The organism is Vibrio sp. Vb0937 (assembly GCF_033338855.1).
Genome location: NZ_JAWOTK010000003.1, coordinates 125101 through 140126 on the forward strand (window position 1 = coordinate 125101; position 15026 = coordinate 140126).

At 44.1% G+C, this 15026-nt stretch carries 14 protein-coding genes and 1 tRNA gene; 14 read left to right on the forward strand and 1 reads right to left on the reverse strand.

Going from position 1 to position 15026, the window contains the following annotated elements; genetic code table 11:
- The first annotated feature begins 2 nt into the window (after nucleotides 1-2).
- From R7P67_RS07440 to R7P67_RS07485, 10 genes are all read left to right on the forward strand, one after another.
- Nucleotides 3-446, forward strand: a complete 444-nt coding sequence (locus R7P67_RS07440; RefSeq protein WP_005378298.1) for an ExbD/TolR family protein — start codon at nucleotides 3-5, stop codon at nucleotides 444-446.
- Between the two features lie 13 nt (nucleotides 447-459).
- A complete protein-coding gene (gene tolA / locus R7P67_RS07445) occupies nucleotides 460-1527 on the forward strand; it encodes a cell envelope integrity protein TolA (protein WP_042522108.1) in 1068 nt (355 codons plus the stop codon).
- A 12-nt stretch (nucleotides 1528-1539) separates the two neighbouring features.
- Complete coding sequence (gene tolB, locus R7P67_RS07450) at nucleotides 1540-2892, forward strand: Tol-Pal system beta propeller repeat protein TolB (protein WP_005387925.1); 1353 nt, start codon at nucleotides 1540-1542, stop codon at nucleotides 2890-2892.
- 30 nt (nucleotides 2893-2922) lie between these two features.
- Nucleotides 2923-3447 (forward strand): peptidoglycan-associated lipoprotein Pal, encoded by a 525-nt coding sequence (pal, locus tag R7P67_RS07455; RefSeq protein ID WP_005378293.1) that lies wholly within the window; start codon nucleotides 2923-2925, stop codon nucleotides 3445-3447.
- Nucleotides 3448-3462: 15 nt separating this feature from the next.
- Nucleotides 3463-4215: a tol-pal system protein YbgF gene (gene ybgF / locus R7P67_RS07460; protein WP_167415111.1), complete on the forward strand. Its 753-nt coding sequence runs from the start codon at nucleotides 3463-3465 to the stop codon at nucleotides 4213-4215.
- Nucleotides 4216-4466: 251 nt separating this feature from the next.
- A complete protein-coding gene (gene nadA / locus R7P67_RS07465) occupies nucleotides 4467-5528 on the forward strand; it encodes a quinolinate synthase NadA (RefSeq protein WP_064367997.1) in 1062 nt (353 codons plus the stop codon).
- A gap of 118 nt (nucleotides 5529-5646) precedes the next feature.
- Complete coding sequence (locus R7P67_RS07470) at nucleotides 5647-6690, forward strand: potassium channel protein (protein WP_017635053.1); 1044 nt, start codon at nucleotides 5647-5649, stop codon at nucleotides 6688-6690.
- A complete protein-coding gene (locus tag R7P67_RS07475; protein WP_005378281.1) occupies nucleotides 6690-7106 on the forward strand; it encodes a DUF350 domain-containing protein in 417 nt (138 codons plus the stop codon). The genes R7P67_RS07470 and R7P67_RS07475 overlap by 1 nt, the downstream gene beginning before the upstream one ends.
- 8 nt (nucleotides 7107-7114) lie before the next feature.
- Nucleotides 7115-7684 (forward strand): DUF1190 domain-containing protein, encoded by a 570-nt coding sequence (locus R7P67_RS07480; RefSeq protein ID WP_025766906.1) that lies wholly within the window; start codon nucleotides 7115-7117, stop codon nucleotides 7682-7684.
- Nucleotides 7685-7692: 8 nt separating this feature from the next.
- The gene (locus R7P67_RS07485; protein WP_005378279.1) at nucleotides 7693-8859 is read left to right on the forward strand and encodes a glutathionylspermidine synthase family protein; all 1167 of its coding nucleotides are present in this window, start codon (nucleotides 7693-7695) and stop codon (nucleotides 8857-8859) included.
- Nucleotides 8860-8932: 73 nt separating this feature from the next.
- Here R7P67_RS07485 and R7P67_RS07490 read toward each other — a convergent pair whose 3' ends face one another.
- Nucleotides 8933-9544, reverse strand: a complete 612-nt coding sequence (locus tag R7P67_RS07490) for a YecA family protein (RefSeq protein ID WP_005378278.1) — start codon at nucleotides 9542-9544, stop codon at nucleotides 8933-8935.
- Between the two features lie 51 nt (nucleotides 9545-9595).
- Here R7P67_RS07490 and R7P67_RS07495 point away from each other — a divergent pair, with 51 nt between their 5' ends.
- The 4 genes from R7P67_RS07495 to R7P67_RS07510 all read left to right on the forward strand — a co-directional run bounded on the left by R7P67_RS07495 (nucleotide 9596) and on the right by R7P67_RS07510 (nucleotide 14997).
- On the forward strand, nucleotides 9596-12016 hold the full coding sequence (locus R7P67_RS07495; RefSeq protein WP_167415677.1) for a hybrid sensor histidine kinase/response regulator: 2421 nt from the start codon (nucleotides 9596-9598) through the stop codon (nucleotides 12014-12016).
- Between the two features lie 502 nt (nucleotides 12017-12518).
- Nucleotides 12519-12968 (forward strand): L-alanine exporter AlaE, encoded by a 450-nt coding sequence (locus R7P67_RS07500; protein ID WP_005378276.1) that lies wholly within the window; start codon nucleotides 12519-12521, stop codon nucleotides 12966-12968.
- A gap of 144 nt (nucleotides 12969-13112) precedes the next feature.
- Nucleotides 13113-13200: transfer RNA gene (locus R7P67_RS07505), tRNA-Ser, on the forward strand.
- A 93-nt stretch (nucleotides 13201-13293) separates the two neighbouring features.
- Nucleotides 13294-14997 (forward strand): site-specific integrase, encoded by a 1704-nt coding sequence (locus tag R7P67_RS07510; RefSeq protein WP_025789108.1) that lies wholly within the window; start codon nucleotides 13294-13296, stop codon nucleotides 14995-14997.
- Nucleotides 14998-15026: the final 29 nt, after the last annotated feature.

The following is a 15026-nucleotide window of genomic DNA, read 5'->3' on the forward strand; positions in this document are numbered from 1 at the left end:
GCATGGCGGGTTATCAACCTAAAAAGCGAAAAATGACAGCGGAGATCAACGTTGTTCCGTATATCGACGTAATGCTCGTACTGTTGATCATTTTTATGGCGACCGCTCCATTTGTGACTCAAGGCGTCGACGTTGATCTTCCGAAAACATCGACCGCAGAATCTATGCAAGACCTTGCTGGCGAGACTGACAGTAGCTTTATTATCATCGAAATTGATAGCGAGGGTAATTTAGGCCTAAGCGTAAATGATGAAGAAGTTCAGCGAGGTTTGTCGTTGCAAGATGTTATTGTGCGAGTGAAAGCGGAGCGAGAGGTTAAGCCGGATTCACCAGTTGCGGTAGGTGGCGACGCGGCAACACCATATGCCGATGTTGTTCTATTGCTAGATGAACTAAGTCGAGCTGGTATCCCTAAGGTAGGTCTAATGACCGATATCAGGGAATAGACATCAATTATCTATGAAAGATCACAAGAAGAAACCCAACCAATACGCCAAACCGATAGCAATATCGGTTGGTTTGCATGCAATTCTAGTTGCAGCCCTGCTTTGGGGGACGGACTTCAACATGTCTAAACCAGAGCCTACAGGGCAAATGGTTCAAGCTGTTGTCATCGATCCAAAACTTGTGCAGCAACAAGCGAAAGAAATTCGCCAGCAACGCGAAAAGGCAGCGAAAAAAGAACAAGAGCGTCTTGATAAACTGAGACGCGAAGCAGAGCAGCTAGAAAAAAACCGCAAAGCTGAAGAAGAGCAAATTCGCAAGTTGAAAGAGCAGCAAGCGAAAGATGCTCAAGCGGCGCGAGAAGCAGAAGCTGCACGTAAGAAAAAAGAGCAAGAGCGCAAGCAGGAAGAAGAACGTGTTCGCAAAGAAAAAGAGCGAGCTGCTAAGCTAGAAAAAGAGCGCAAGGAAAAAGAAGAAGCCGTGCGTAAAGCTGAGCAGGAGCGTTTAGCAAAAGAAGCGGCTATAGCAAAAGCTGAGCAAGAACGTTTGGCTCGTGAAAAAGCAGCAAAAGAAGCGGAAGAAAAAGCACGTCGTGAGCGTGAAGCTGCTGAAAAAGCTGAACAAGAGCGCATTGCAAAAGAGAAAGCGGCAAAAGAGGCAGCGGAGCGAGAGCGTAAAGCGAGAGAAGCAGCTGAGCGTGCCGAGCGTGAGCGTAAAGCTCAAGAAGCCGCGTTAGATGATATTTTTGCGGGTCTCGAGGATGAGGTCAGTAAAAACAGTGCTGCGCGCAATCAATTTATTGACGACGAACTTTCTCGTATGTCATCCATCTATACTCAAAATATTCAGCAAAAGCTGATTAAGGATGACTACTTGCTGGGAAAGGAGTGTAGGGTAAACATCAAATTGATTCCGACAGGAACTGATATGATGGTCTCTGGTGTTACCGTTTTGAGTGGCGATACTCGAGTATGTGCTGCGGCGAAGCGAGCAATAGCTCAGGTAGGGACGTTCCCTAAATCTTCAGAATCAGCGGTCAATGAAAGACTAAAAGACATCAACATAACTGTTGCTTTGGACTAAAAGGAATAAGACGTGATTAGACGCCTTTTACTAGGAATGTTTGTACTGTTTAGCAGTATGACAAATGTGGCGAATGCCGCATTAGAGTTGGTCATTACCGATGGTATTGATTCAGCACGACCAATTGCTGTTGTTCCGTTTAAGTGGGAGGGCACACAAGCGCTTCCAACGGATGTTTCTGCTGTTATCGCCTCGGATTTACAACGTAGTGGTAAATTCAGCCCAGTTCCAACGAGCAAAATGCCACAAACACCGTTCAGTGAATCAGAAGTTAATTTTGATGCTTGGACCAATTTAGGTGTGGATGCGCTATTGACTGGTTCAATCAAGCAAAACGACCAAGGTGACTACGTTATCAACTATCAACTTGTTGATATTGTGCGTGGTCAGTTAACAGGTGGGAAGAGTAAGGCGCTTGGTAGTGACGGTGAATTAGTTCTGTCAAAAGATCATGTGCTGTTCAATAAAGTAGCCACTGTTCAAGGGCCTCGTATGCGTGAGTACGCTCACCGTATCTCTGATTTGGTGTATGAACAGTTAACTGGCGACCGTGGCGCTTTCATGACTCGTATCGCATATGTGGTAGTGAACGATAAAGACCGTTTCCCTTACCAACTTCGAGTCGCTGATTACGATGGCTACAATGAGCGTCTGGTTTTACGTTCTAAGCAACCATTAATGTCACCAGCGTGGTCACCAGATGGTAAAAAGCTTGCGTATGTTAGCTTCCAAAATGGCCAAGCAGAAATCTTCATCATGAACATCTACACCGGTGAACGTGAGAAAATTACTTCATACCCACGTCACAATGGTGCGCCAAGATTTTCGCCAGATGGCAATAAGTTAGCGATTGTTCTTTCTAAAACAGGCTCGCTTCATGTTTATACGTTTGACCTTAACACTCGTAAGCTGACGCAAATTACGCGTGGCAGATCAAATAATACGGAACCGTTCTGGCATCCGGATGGAAAATCGTTGATTTTCACATCGGATAGGGGTGGTAAACCACAGATTTATCAAGTAAATTTGGGCAGCGGTTCTATTGACCGTTTGACTTGGCAAGGCAGCCAAAATTTGGGTGGTCAGATTACTCCTGATGGGCGATTCCTAGTTATGGTGAACCGCAGCAACGCAGGATTTAATTTGGCGAAACAAGATTTGGAAACTGGTGCTCTTCAAGTCTTAACTAAGACCTTGCTTGATGAGTCTCCTAGTATTGCCCCAAACGGTGGCATGGTTGTGTATAGCTCGATTTACAACAAGAAAAACGTACTATCGATGGTGTCAATTGATGGTCGATTCAAAGCTAGATTACCGGCAACAAATGGGCGTGTTCGAGCGCCTGCATGGTCACCGTTTTTGTAGTAATAAGTTTGATTAATAAAGGAAAATAAGATGCAACTGAACAAGGTTCTAAAAGGGCTACTAATCGCGCTTCCTGTAATGGCTGTTACAGCGTGTAGTTCAAGCGACGACGCTGCTTCTAACACTGGTGCAGCAACAAACAACAATGGCGCAGTGGAAACAACAGTAGCTACGCCAATTGATCAAAGCGGTCAGTTGACAGAGCAAGAGCTAAAAGAGCAAGCGCTACGTGAAACTCAAACAATCTACTTTGCTTTTGACAACTCAACAATTGCAGCAGATTACGAAGAGATGCTAGCGGCTCACGCTTCTTACCTAAGCAAGAACCCAGCACTTAACGTAACTATCGAAGGTCACGCTGATGAGCGTGGTACTCCTGAGTACAACATTGCTCTAGGTGAGCGTCGTGCGCAAGCAGTAGCGAACTACCTACAAGCACTAGGTGTTCAAGCTGACCAAATCTCAATCGTTAGCTACGGTGAAGAGAAGCCACTTCTTCTAGGTCAATCAGATGAAGTTTACGCTAAGAACCGTCGCGCGGTTCTAGTATACTAATTCGAGGTAATCCTCATGTTCAGTAACACTAAGCGCGCTGTTGCGCTTACGTTACTGGCAAGTGCAGCGAACTTTGCGTTCGCTGCACCAGCTCCAGTATCCGATCTCAACAGCACATCATCCGTCTCTAAGAGCCGTTCATCTGAAACGGAAGTAGAGCGTCTAGAACGTTTGCTACAAAATCGCAATCGCGTTCAGCTCCAAATGCAACAGCAAATTGACCAAATGTCACAAGAGATCAGTGAATTGCGTGGTCAATTAGAGCGAAATAGCTACGAAATGAAACAAATGTTGCAACGTCAACGTGAGTTGTTTGTCGAGCTGGATCGTGTTCGTGGAGAGATAAAATCCGCACCTGCACAAGAAGCACAACCTGTGAAAACAGGTGGTCAGTACACTCCAAATGTTGATGAGCAAACGGCATATCAGAATGCAGTTGACCTCATTCTCAAAAAGCGTGATTACACTGGCGCAATTGCAGCGTTCCAGCAGTTCCAGAAAGATTATCCTGATTCTACATATTCAGCGAATTCTCACTACTGGTTAGGTCAGTTGTACTTCGCTAAAAAGCAGGATGAGGATGCAGTGAAAAGTTTTGCCGCTGTGGTGTCTTATAAAGACTCCAATAAGCGAGCCGATGCGTTGCTTAAGTTAGGCGAAATCGCTGAGCGTAATAACAATGCAGCTCAAGCGAAAAAGTACTACCAACAAGTGGTTGATGAATACCCAGGTAGTGCATCTGCAAAACTTGCCAGCTCTAAGCTGTAAGACGTTATGTTTTGAAAAGGAAGCTTCGGCTTCCTTTTTCTTTTCCATTTTCTGTTGGTGCAGAACGGCTAAGTCGATAGCAATGATGCAGAGCCTCTGACCTTATGTTGCACCGAATTTCGCTACTCGGAAATGCTACCTGTAACAAAGATATACGGCTAGACCGCTAGAAATCCCCGCGACAAGTTGGTTTTTGAAAATTAACGAGGTTACAATACTCGGATTAAAGGAAGTTGCGTAGAGCAAGAGCAATGAGCCATATATTAGATAAAATCGACACTGTTTACCCATTCCCACCGAAACCAGTTCCATTAAGCGAAGAAGAAAAAGCATCTTACATTGAGCGTATTAAAAAGTTACTCAAAGAAAAAGATGCGGTACTTATCGCGCACTACTATACCGACCCTGAGATTCAAGCCCTAGCTGAAGACACTGGCGGGTTTGTTGGTGACTCGTTGGAAATGGCGAAGTTTGGTAATCGTCACCCTGCAAGTACATTGATTATTGGTGGTGTTCGCTTTATGGGCGAGTCGGCCAAAATTCTGACACCAGAAAAGCGCATTCTAATGCCAACGTTGGAAGCGGAATGTTCGCTTGACCTTGGCTGTCCTGCGGATAAGTTCAGCGAGTTTTGTGATGCTCACCCTGATCATACGGTTGTAGTTTACGCAAATACTTCAGCAGCGGTTAAAGCCCGTGCCGACTGGGTCGTTACATCGAGCATTGCGCTTGAAATCGTGGAACACTTAGACGCTGAAGATAAGCCAATTATTTGGGGACCAGACCGTCACCTAGGATCGTACATCGCTAACAAAACTGGCGCAGATATGCTGCTTTGGCAGGGTGAGTGTGTGGTTCATGATGAGTTCTCTGCTGATGCGCTACGAAAAATGAAGAGCGTGTATCCAGATGCGGCTATTTTGGTTCACCCTGAGTCACCAGCAAGCGTCGTAGAACTTGCCGATGCCGTTGGATCAACGAGTCAGCTGATCAAAGCAGCGAAAGAGCTTCCTCACAAACAAATGATCGTTGCGACAGACAAAGGCATTTTCTTTAAAATGCAGCAACTTGTGCCAGAGAAAGAACTTATCGAAGCGCCAACCGCAGGTGCAGGCGCAACATGTCGCAGCTGTGCACACTGTCCTTGGATGGCAATGAACGGTTTGAAAGCAATTGAGAAAGCGCTTAGTGAAGGTGGTGAAGAGCACGAGATTTTTGTTGACGAAGAACTGCGTGTTAAATCCCTTATACCGCTTAACCGCATGCTAGATTTTGCTGAGCAGCTAAATATGCAAGTGAAAGGTAATGCTTAAAAAGTAGGCGTAACTGAAAGTAAATCTCAAAAACCAGCCGAATATGGCTGGTTTTTTTGTGTCTTACTATCAATGAGTTACTATTGATGCAATCAATGAATATCGAGGTCATAAATTTATGGCGGTGTGGTTAGTAGTTAAAAAGTGGCTTAGTTCACACCTTTTTAAATTGAGCAACCGAAGCCTTCTCATCTTTAGTGGCTTATATGTGAGCCTTTCATGGTGGCTGCTGGTTCTCGCTGGTGAAACAGCATTAACAGACAGTTTCGCTAACTTTATCTATTACCTCATGGTTACGGCGAGTACGGTGGGTTATGGCGACCATTCTCCAGTAACAGATTTGGGTAAATGGGTTGTCGTACTATTTGTAATCCCCGGCGGTTTGAGCTTATTCGCCGCATTATTGGGGCGTGTCGCTGGAGCAGCGATGGACTATTGGCGAGCGGGTATTTTAGGAAAACGGAGAGTAAGAGTGGAAAACCATATTGTATTGTTGGGCTGGAATGGATCGAGAACGATGCACCTTATTCGCATGTTACAACATGAAGAAGAGGGAAAGCGTCCGATTGTTTTATGCAGCCGTTCAGAAATAGAGAACCCGTTACCTGGCGAAATCAGTTTTATCAAAGTGACCAGTTATACCGATTCGCAAGAAATGAAAAACGCCAATATTGCCGAAGCCGCTTGCATTATTGTGGATAATCTCTCGGACGACATTACCTTGTCAGCCGCTCTATACTGCGCATCTGTAAACCCTTCCGCTCATTTGGTCGCTTACTTTAAAGATGAAGCGCTAGGCCGACTTCTAAGTCAGCATTGCCCGAAAGCGGAATGCATACCTGCTGTTGGCGCAGAAATGTTGGCAAAAGCGGCGGTTGACCCGGGCTCAAGTGCGCTTCATCAGGAGCTTTTGGCTTCAACACGAGGTATGACGCAATACTCAGTTATTTATCCCGAGGGTCAGTCTGCCACCACTATTGAGAATCTCTTCGTTTTTCTCAAAAGACGCCATCATGCCACGCTGATTGCTTTTGATATTGGCGATGGTATTCAACTCAACCCAGATTTAGATGCTGAAGTACCCGCGAGTACCAAGCTGTTTTACATTGCAGATGAACGTATTGAAGATTTTGCCTGGAAAGAAATGAACAAGGAACAATAATGCACATGATTGCCGGCCTGTTAGCAGGCTTCCCAAACTTTTTACTCTATTTCTCTGTTTCTATTATTTTTGTATTGGCGTTTAAGTTCATCTACGTCAAGTTGACGCCATACGATGAGTGGCATCTGATCAAAGAAAAACAAAATACAGCAGCAGCGATTGCGCTAAGTGGGGCCTTCCTTGGTTATTGTCTCGCGATTTCGGGGGCGGCAAAAAACTCGGTCAATATCGTCGATTTTATGGTGTGGGGCGTTGTTGCAATGCTTGCTCAAATTATCGCATTTGCAATTGTACGCTTTATTTTACTTCCGAAAGTGGCAGAGCGTATCGAAAAAGATGAACTGCCAGCCGGTATTGTATTAGCCGCAGTTTCTGTTTCGGTCGGCGTATTGAATGCCGCTTGCATGACTTACTAGGAGGAACGATGAAGCGGAGTTCTAACGTTAAACGTTCTTCCATGGACAAAAGCTTAAAGCTTGGGAAAATTCTTCCCTTTGCTGCCTTTGGTGGTATTTTCTTCTTTGCTACGTACGAGTCAAAAACAGAAGGGTACATTTTTTCTGATGCTGATGAGTGTAAATCTAACTCGCCTGAGTTTAGTGAACAGTGTGACATTGCATACCAAGAAGCTTTAGCTCGTGCCGAACAAAATGCCCCTCGCTACCGCAGCGAGTTCGAATGCGAGAATGATTTCTACGAGGATGATTGTTACTACAGTTCCAGTTCCCGAGCTTATGTACCTAACTTTGGCGGTTTTTTTTACAGTCGCTCATTAAGCGGGTTGAAAGGTTATAACAAGAGCTATTACTCAGAGCCGATGTACCGTTATAAATCCAAATTCTATAATGGAGCAGGACAATTCTTTGGCTCCTACCGAAATCAGCCGACCAAAGTTGCGACGAATAGCCTTAATAAACGTGGTGGCGGCACCATTGGCAGGGCGATGTCTCGAGGCGGGTTTGGTAAAGCGGTGTCGGTCAGTCGAGGCGGTTAAAAAGCACTATGTTTCGACGAGAAATACAAGAGCGCGAAAACTGGCGTGAATTAGCACGCCAGTTTGGTTTTGGTTTCCATACCATGTATGACCAACCGTATTGGGATGAGAGTGCTTACTATCAATTCACGCTGGAGCAAATTGAGCGCGATATAGAAGCGCCCACTGAAGAGCTGCATCAGATGTGCCTGGCTATTGTGGATGAAGTCGTTCGGAGTGAGCGGTTGCTGACGCAATGTGCGATCCCTGAATCTATGTGGGAGCAGGTCGCTTCTTCATGGAGACGAAGCGAACCTTCGCTTTATTCGCGGCTGGATTTCGCGTACAACGGGACCTCGCCAGCAAAATTACTGGAAAACAATGCGGATACGCCAACCAGCTTGTTTGAAACTGGCTTTTGGCAGTGGGTGTGGCTAGAAGATGTTGTAAATAAAGGTCGAGTTCACCAGAGCGCGGATCAATTCAATATTCTTCAAGACTTTTTGATCGAGCGCTTTGCCGAAATAGCAAAATACCAACCAGGACAAACACTTCACTTTAGCTGCTGCAAGTACACTGAAGAAGATAAAGGGACTGTCCAGTATTTAGAGGATTGCGCGCGAGAGGCAGGGTTAGCAACGGCATTCGTGCATGTCGAAGATATTGGAGTGACGGAAGATGGTCTGTTTGTGGATGCTGACGACAGAGCGATTCGTTGGATGTTTAAGCTTTACCCTTGGGAGTTTATGTTTGAAGAGGAATATGCGAAGTACTTAGCGACTGCGAACGTAAACTGGTTAGAACCGATGTGGAAGTCGATTCTATCCAATAAAGCACTTTTACCGTTATTGTGGGAGCGCTTTCCTAACCACCCGAACCTTTTGCCCGCTTATTTTGCTAACGATTCAAAAGCGAACACTATGAGAGATTATGTCATCAAGCCACTATTTTCTCGAGAGGGCGCGAACATCGAGATCGTCATCGATGGAAAACGTTTTGTTAAAACGTCAGGGCCTTATGAATCTAAATTTAATATCGTCCAGCAATACCATCCACTACCTAAGTTTGGGCAAAACCATACGTTAATTGGCAGTTGGTTGGTCAATGATAGAGCTGCCGGTATTTCGATTAGGGAAGACAGTAGCTTAGTGACTCAAGATATGGCGCGGTATATTCCACATGTAATTTTAACATGATCAAAAAAGCTCTCCATTTGGAGAGCTTTTTGTCTATTCAGCCGTTCAATCTTGATGGTCGACAGCGTTGCGTCTATTGTTCTTCAGCTAATGCAACACCGCGCTGGGTAAGACCACATAACATCACTGGCATTGCATTGAAGATTTCCTCAAACTGCTCTAAGCCTTCCATACCTTGTTCGGCCAATGTTTCAATGGTCGTTTCTGGGTCGTAAAGCATAGTAAGAGAAAGTAAAACACCACCGAGTAGGGCATTATCTTCGCTATCCTCAGGCATCAACGTTTCCCAGTCATCACGCGCAAGTTGCCAGCCTTGTAATACACCTTCACAGAAATCGCGAGCCTGACTTGTTACAATGTCTTGCTCATCTAGCGCGCACCCTGCAGGCCACTGCCAAGTGCCTTCTAGGAGAGCGGGACGAGTTTGGTTCCACATTTGTACAATCTCGTCAATGTATTGCTCTAGTTGCTCACCGTCAGTAAATGGCGCTGTTTCTTCTCCACCCCATAAGAATGGCAACCACTCTTGAGGCATTAATACGTTTGGCGCTGCAGCCATCGCTGTTACAAAGCCTTGAGTTTTTGCTAGGTTTAGTAGTTTACCGTCAAGTTCTGGGAGAGAAAGGATGTCTTGTAGTTTCAAAATAGAATACCATTTGTTAATGGGCTGGTTGATTGCGCTCATCTTACCAATCAATTAGTGATAAATCGATATTAGGGAATGATTCACACATCTATGGAAATTCGCTCATCACTTAGAAAAAAAAGCATTCTCGCCCTAACACTTTACCTGTGCTTCTTTATCGCCACTATCGGTTCTGTCGCCTATTTGGTTGTTGAGCCACCGGTTAGACAAAAGCTAGAGCAAAACCTAGAGTTACGTACCCAACTCCTGGCTCTTGAGATAAAAGAGCCCCTCCTCAGTTCTACAGGTGTATTGAGCAGCTTAGTAGGGCTAGCCCAAGGGACTGAAAATATTCAATCTCTCAACACAATAATTCCACATATTCTTCAATTGAGTGACAAGATGCTTGTTAGTGGTGGCGTATGGCCTAAACCCGAGCTCAAAGCAGAACAATGGAGATATAGAAGTCTATTCTTCAATAAAAACAGTGATAGTGGTATTGACCAAATTCACTCCTACAATAACCCCGAATCTGGCGGTTATGATAATGAACCCTGGTATGTCGCTGCCGCCGATGCTCCGGTAGGTTCTGTTAGTTGGTCTACGGTTTACATCGATACCTTTACTCAGGTCCAGATGATTACCGCGTCTTCTCCGTACTACCAAAACGGTCGATTCGCTGGAGTTGTAACGGTAGACCTATCACTTGATGCACTTTTTCAGTTTATTCGAGAGCACACGAACCAGCATTCTTTGGGGGTAGTGGTTCGCGATGCTGACTCAAACGTGATTATTGAACACAACTTTCAACTGACGGACGAAATTTATGTCAGCGAGCTTGATTTCGGAGAGTTCGATTGGCGCATGGAAGTTGTCAACGCAAAAGCTAAAGTCGCTGATCAAGTGTTTGAACAAGTGATGAGCGTTGAGGGGAGGATCATTCCATTTTTGCTCTTGTGTGTCTTGGTCGGTTACTACTTACTGAATCGCTATATTGTTGAACCAATTGTTCGCATTGCCGCTAAGATTGATGACTCGAAAACTGGTGGGATCATAGATATTGACTATGATAGCGATGACGAAATCGGACAGCTTATCGAGAAGTTCAATGAAAAGACGATCTATTTAGAGCAGGAGAGAATAAAAGCTCAGGCTTCGACAAACGCTAAAACGGCATTCTTAGCCACATTGTCCCACGAGATTCGCACACCAATGAACGGTGTACTAGGAACTGCCCAGATACTGTTAAAAACACCACTTACCGATGAGCAGCGTAAGCACCTGAGAACACTTTATGATTCAGGTGATCACATGATGACATTACTCAATGAGATTTTAGATTACTCAAAAATTGAACAAGGGCATGTTGAGTTTGAAAATAAGCCTTTCCCAATTGAGTCGATTATCGGCAGTATCAAGAGTGTTTATCAAACGCTGTGTGCAGAAAAAGGTCTTCGCTTTAGAGTCGTCTCGCATTTACCAACGGGTCGTTGGTACAACAATGACAAAGCCCGTTTACGTCAAGTACTGTTCAATCTACTCAATAACGCTGTTAAGTTCACCGATCGTGGCATAGTAGAGGTAGAGCTAGCCGAGAAATCGAGTAAGGCTGGCACCAAGCTGATACTAAAGGTAAAAGATACAGGGATTGGTATTTCAAAAGAGGCACAAAAACGCATTTTTCGTCCTTTTGAGCAAGCGGAGTCATCAACGACTAGACGGTTTGGTGGTACAGGGCTTGGTTTAGCAATAGTCAAAGAAATCGCGGAACATATGGGTGGGCAAGTGGTTGTAGAGAGTCAGGAGGACGCTGGAACGACTTTTACTGTCGAGATTGCCCTTACACCTTGCAAGCCAGGTAAAGTAGAGTCAATCAATACACATAAATTGAACTGTAAAGGGTTGAAAGCACTCATTGTTGAAGACAACCGAACAAATGCGATCATTATGGAAACTTTCCTCCGAGCCAAGGGCTTTGAGTGCACAAGTGTCGAAAATGGTCAGCTTGCAGTCGATGAGGTTGCGATCAAACCATTTGATTTGATACTGATGGATAATCATATGCCTGTTCTAGATGGCGTTGGGGCCATATCAGCCATTCGAGCAATGAGTTCACCTGCTAAGTCGGTACTGATTTTTGGCTGTACAGCGGATGTGTTCAAAGAAACACAAGAGCGTATGATTAATGTAGGAGCAGATCACATAATAGCGAAACCAATAGTGGAGTCTGAATTAAATGATGCACTGTATCTTCATGCGACACAGTTATATCAGTACCAATCGGACTTTGATGGAAATGCAGCAGATAGCTTTAATGCTGAAAAGTGGTTACTCAACTTCTATGTCGCTCTAGATAATGGACATCTTAATGAAGCACTTGAGGCTATTTCAGCGATCATTGCGGAGGCTCCCCTTGAACTCAGTGACGACGTTTCTTCAGTCGCTGAACGGATAAGAAGTAACTTAAAGCGTCAGCAATCCCCAGACCAAGATGATATCGATACATTAACGATTTTGCTGGCCTCACCATAACTGAATCAATATGGCGCAACTGTGAATTGTTCTTACTATTCATACGTCATCCAGCTTCGTGACAAACTCTTCTAACCTGCAATGAACAGGCTTGCAGTTTTACTTTTACGAGTAAAGCAGCAAGACCTTCTACTGTGATTATATCGGTAATACTCTGAATTTTCGCAGCTTGGTAGCATAAGCTATAGGAGTGACTGTTTACAGTCCGAGTTTTGTTCTAACTTTACGCCAAAATAATTATCGTAACCCCTTTTTATGTAAGTGAAATCCGTGTTTTTGTACCATTTTTACGTAATTTTAGGCGTTTTTACTCGCCATTGGTGAAAAAAACTACTTTTACTTTAAAAGTTGGTTATAAATTTACAACTTAATTTTAAATACAGAACCATAAGCTAGTTTTTGTGTGCTCTAATTGCATCATTAACTGGCTTGGTGTCTTTTTAGTGGTTAATAGTTTTATTATTTTTATTAATTGCAGTGTTTGATTTTAAGGGTTTTGTAAATGAAGTCTCGTGGACCATTTTGTATTCGTCACGCCGCAGCGGATACCTTTGCTATGGTTGTTTTTTGCTTTATCACAGGGATGATTGTCGAGATTTTGATTTCAGGGATGACATTTGAGCAATCTCTAGCATCGCGTACGCTATCGATTCCAGTGAATATCGCCATTGCTTGGCCGTATGGGGTTTTTCGTGATTGGGTGCTGCATCAAGGTAGTAAGGTGTCGCCGTCTTCCTTTATGAAGAACATCTCTGATCTGGTCGCTTATGTACTATTTCAATCTCCAGTTTATGCGGGTATTTTATTCGCAGTTGGCGCGTCTACAGATCAAATTGTGACCGCAGTGGCAAGTAACGCTGTTATTTCTTGTGGCATGGGTGTGTTGTATGGGTACTTCTTGGACATGTGCCGCCGTTGGTTCCGTGTTCCCGGTTATTCTCAAAGCATGTAAATGCCCCAGTTTTGCTCAATTTAGTTACTTAGTGAGCAATCGATTCGAAAAGGGCGCTTTTTTTTATGTTTAGCCTTGACCATCAGGCACATAATCATTAAATTAGCGCCTCGTTAGCCAATGATGCTAACCAAAATTTGATTCGGTGAGTTGTCCGAGTGGCTGAAGGAGCACGCCTGGAAAGTGTGTATACGGCAACGTATCGAGAGTTCGAATCTCTCACTCACCGCCACATTCTATAAGCCCTTGTAGTGTAAGAACTTCTTATAATACAGGGGTTTGGTGTTTTAATGTAAGCTGCCTACTGGTACAAAGAGTAGGTACAATGTCGAACATCATGGCAAGTCCTTATAAGCATCCTCAGACTGGTGTTTACTACTTTAGAATGGCTGTCCCAAAAAAGCTGGTTCCTATAATCGGTAAGACAGTCTTCAAGAAATCTCTTCAAACGAAAAACCTTTCTGAAGCAAAGCAGCGATTTCCTCAGCATCTTGATGATGCGCTCAAGCAAATCGACTTCGCTAATTTAAAGCTATCTAATTCATCTGATATTGAGCTTAATGTCCGTGATTGCGCGATCATTGCCGAGCGTTGGTATCTGCGTGTCAAAGATGAGGTTGATGGTAATGGTAACTATGATTGCTATCTTCGATATGAATGGTATGGCGTTGAGGGCGATAAGCGTCTCCACGTATTCGGCTTATCTGACACATTTGAGTTTAGTGGTCTAGATGCGTCAAAAGCTACTGAAGAGGAATATCAAGAGCTTTTGGAAGGCTTGAAAGATTTCATTGAAGAACAGCTAAACATAGAAGGTTTAGTTGTATGTGAGACAAGCGCTTCATATAGACGTTTGGTTTACGCTTTTTACGATTACGCCCGTCGAGTTGAGTCTCTCTGTTTGGCTCGTCACAAGCGAGACTTTGGGTATGAGCCAGTGACCACTCCAATCGCTAGTGAGTCCCTTTCAGTGTCTAAGCCTGATAAGATACCATCTAGGGCTTTGAAACCATCTCAGAACTCCATTTCGAGCCTATTGAAGCGTTACCTTGAGTCTGCATCTATTAATGGCAAAGCTTCTCAATCCTTGGCAGAGGTTGAGTCTCAGATAGAGCGTCTTATAGAGATAATAGGGGATCTAGATGTTGCTGATGTAACGAGAGGTCATATCTCAAAATACAAAGATACCCTGTTACAATTGCCTAAGTCTAAAGCTAAAGAGATTAGAAACAAATCAGTACCTGAGCAGCTTGAGCTTGTTAAAACAAAAGGGCTTGAGACAATATCTCCTTCAACCGTTAAGACTATTCTCAGAAAGACTTCTCCTGTATTTGGCTATGCTGTTGAGCTTGGTCTGATAGACGTCAACCCGTACAAAGGCGTAACACTTCCTAAAGTACAGAATAAGTCTGCGGTAGCGGAAGCTAAAGGTTTTACTCCTAGTGAGATCAATCAGTTATTTAAGCTAGATATATTCACTGATGTCACTGCTAGTAAGCCTTATGGCATGGCTTGTTATTGGGTGCCTCTTCTATGCAGGTATACGGGTTCTCGGATTGAAGAAATGGTTCAACTCAGAAGTTCAGATATACAACGATCAGACGAAGATATTCACTTTATTTATGTTCGTGAGGGTGAAGAGCAGAACGTAAAAAACGTTAAGTCTGTTCGACAAGTACCGATTCATGAGCACCTCATTGATTTAGGCTTTTTGGATTATGTGGCGTCCTGTGGAGAGTTTCTATTCCCTGAGCACAAGCCAAACAAACACGGTAAAAGGTCTGGTGCTATTGGTAAGTGGTGGAGTAAACAGGTCAAGACGGTAGGCATAACCAAGCAGCCATCACACTCGTTTAGGCACTCTTTGAGAACAGTTTTGCGTGGTCTAGGAGTGGTTGATTCTGTTAGTGATGCTATCACTGGTCACGCTCCGGCTAATATCGGTGCAGCATACGGTACGGTTGATATGAAGGCTAAGAAGAAAGCAATAGACTGTTTGCCTAGGTTGGCTGTCCCACGTCTTTGGTAGCTTTTAGTTAATGTGTTTACACTGTTGTG